This window comes from Kocuria sp. CNJ-770, from assembly GCF_001942375.1.
Classification (GTDB): Bacteria; Actinomycetota; Actinomycetes; order Actinomycetales; family Micrococcaceae; genus Kocuria; species Kocuria oceani.
Genome location: NZ_MKJW01000041.1, coordinates 1 through 2,536, shown reverse-complemented (window position 1 = coordinate 2,536; position 2,536 = coordinate 1). Strand labels below are relative to the sequence as shown.

3 protein-coding genes are annotated in these 2,536 nt (G+C 73.3%); all 3 read left to right on the top strand.

What is annotated here, in order from left to right; all coding sequences use genetic code 11:
* Positions 1 to 387: SDR family oxidoreductase (locus BJF77_RS01995; RefSeq protein WP_139318391.1), on the top strand; the 387-nt coding region annotated here is incomplete at its 5' end.
* 74 nt (positions 388 to 461) lie between these two features.
* Entirely contained in the window at positions 462 to 2,018 is a 1,557-nt protein-coding gene (locus BJF77_RS01990; protein ID WP_075871127.1) for an alpha/beta hydrolase fold domain-containing protein, read from the top strand.
* Between the two features lie 185 nt (positions 2,019 to 2,203).
* Positions 2,204 to 2,536, top strand: a 333-nt coding sequence (locus BJF77_RS01985) for a hypothetical protein (RefSeq protein ID WP_075871126.1), incomplete at its 3' end; no start/stop codon positions are given.

Sequence of the window (2,536 nt, the reverse complement as noted above, 5' to 3'; positions counted from 1 at the left end):
CAGCCGGCCCCGATCCTGCTGGACTACGCCTCCACGAAGTACGCGATCAACGGCTTCAGCAAGTCCCTGGCCGCCCAGCTGGCGCCCAAGGGCATCCGGGTCAACGTGGTCGCCCCGGGCCCGGTCTGGACCCCGCTGCAGGTCGTGGGCGGCCAGCCCCCGGAGAACCTGCCCGAGTTCGGCGCCTCGGAAGCCCCGATGGGCCGTCCCGGGCAGCCGGCCGAGATGGCCCCGGCCTACGTGTTCCTGGCCTCCCAGGAGTCCAGCTACGTCAGCGGCGAGACCCTGGCCGCGACCGGCGGGATGCCCACCCCTGACTCCGCCGGGCCGGGCGGCGCGCGGACGGACCCGTCCACCGCGTGCCACCCGCCCGCCCCCTTGTGCTGACCGGCCCGCGCCCGGGGACCGACCCCCGTGCCGTGCGGCCCCACCGTTCCACGACCCTCTGAGGAGACCTGCCCATGGCTCTGTCCTATCCCACCCAGCCCGGTGACATCGACCACCTGATCGCCGACGACCACGCGATCGTCGAGCGCCAGTTCCAGCACCTCGAGGCCGGCCGCGGCGACCGCCGCACCCTCGTGGACCAGATCAGCTTCGAGCTGTCCCTGCACGCCTTCGCCGAGGAGACGGTCATGTACCCGATTTGGCGCGAGCTCGGCATGGACGAGTTCGACGACGACGCCCGCGAGGAGCACGGCGACATCAAGGAGCTGCTGGTCACCCTGGGCAAGACCGAGCCCGGGGAGGCGGAGTTCGAGGCCGCCCTGTCCGAGCTGATCTCCGTGACCCGCCACCACGTGGAGGACGAGGAGCAGGAGGAGCTGCCCGCCTTCCGCGCCAAGGTCGGCGCGGACCGGATGGGCGAGCTGGGCCAGCAGTTCCTGGCCGCCAAGCGCCAGGCACCGCCGGCGCCCCACCCCCACGCCCCGGACGAGGGCCGGATCGAGAAGCTGGTGGGAGCGGCGGCCAAGCCGGTCGACGCCGCCAAGGCAGCGGTGTCCGGGAAGAAGAAGCGGCTGGCCACGGACGCGTCCGGCCTGCTGGACCCGCAGGCCCAGGCGATCGTCGACGCCCACTCCTCCCTCGGCCCCCAGCCCTTCGAGATCCTCGAGCCCGGCCAGGCGCGCAAGCAGCCCGGCCCGGACGACGCGGTCAAGAAGGTCATGGAGGAGAAGGGGCTGGAGGGACCCGAGCCCGTCGGCTCGGTCACCGACCTGAAGATCCCCGACGCGGCCGGCGGCGAGCAGACCCTGCGCGTCTACACCCCGGCCGAGCCCGGCAAGGGCCCGCTGCCGATCATCATGTGGATCCACGGCGGCGGCTGGGTGCTCTTCGACATCGACACCTACGACGCCTCCTGCCGAGGACTGACCAACAAGACCGGCGCGATCGTCGTCTCCCCCGACTACCGCCGCGCCCCCGAGGCCGTGTTCCCCGCCTCCCACGACGACGTGCTCGCCGCCTGGCGCTGGACCGCGGCCAACGCCGCCCAGATGGGCGGGGACCCGTCCCGGATGGCGATCGGCGGGGAGTCGGTCGGCGGGAACATGGCACCGGCCACCTGCCTCCAGCTCGCCGAGGCCGGGGAGCCGCTGCCGGCCGCACAGGTGTGCGTCTACCCGCTGACCACCCCCGAGCAGTTCGGGGAGTCCATGGAGGACGCCGCCGACGGCCGCCCGCTCAACCGCGCCCTGCTGTCCTGGATGGCGATGCACGCCTTCGAAGGGGTCCCCGAGGCCGCCCAGGATCCCCGGATCGACCTGCTGAACTGGCCCCGGGAGACCCTCGCGCTGATGCCTCCCACGCTCGTGATCACCGACGAGCGCGACGTCCTGCGCAGCCAGGGCCAGCAGTTCGCGGCGAACCTCGAGGCCGCCGGAGTGCCCACCACGCTCAGCCACTACGAGGGCGTGATGCACGAGTTCTTCGGCGCCTCCGCGGTCCTGGACAAGGCCGAGGCCGCGCAGCAGGAGGCCGCCGCGCACCTCACCGCGGCCCTGCGCACCGCGGGCTGAGGCCGCCCGTTCCGACGGCACCGCCGCGCACCGCCCCGGCCCGCCCCGAACCACCGTGTTCCGGGCGGGCCGGGTCGCGCCCGGTGGCGGGACCCGCCGGCCGGCGAGGACGGACTAGACTGACCGCGAACGCTTCCGCGGCCCTCGCGACTCGGCCGCCCTGCACCACGAGAAGGGGAACCACCATGGCCGACCGGGCCCACTCGTCCACCAGCACCTCCACGGATGCCCCGACCGGCGGGCGCAGCAGCGGCAGCGTGACGCGCTCGCACTCGGGCCAGGGCCGGACCCTGAACAACCTGCTGTTCTTCGCGGCCTGCATGATCATCATGCTGGGCAGCTTCTGGGCCTTCGCCAGCTACCCCAACAGCCCGCTCATCTGGTTCGTCGGCCTGGGCCTCTACGCCCTGGCCCTGCTCATCCCGGTGGGCATCCTCCAGAACAGCACCGGCAAGAAGGCCCTCGGCGGGCGCACCCTGCTCATGGACGTCCCCCCGACCACCGAGGTCCCCGGCGAG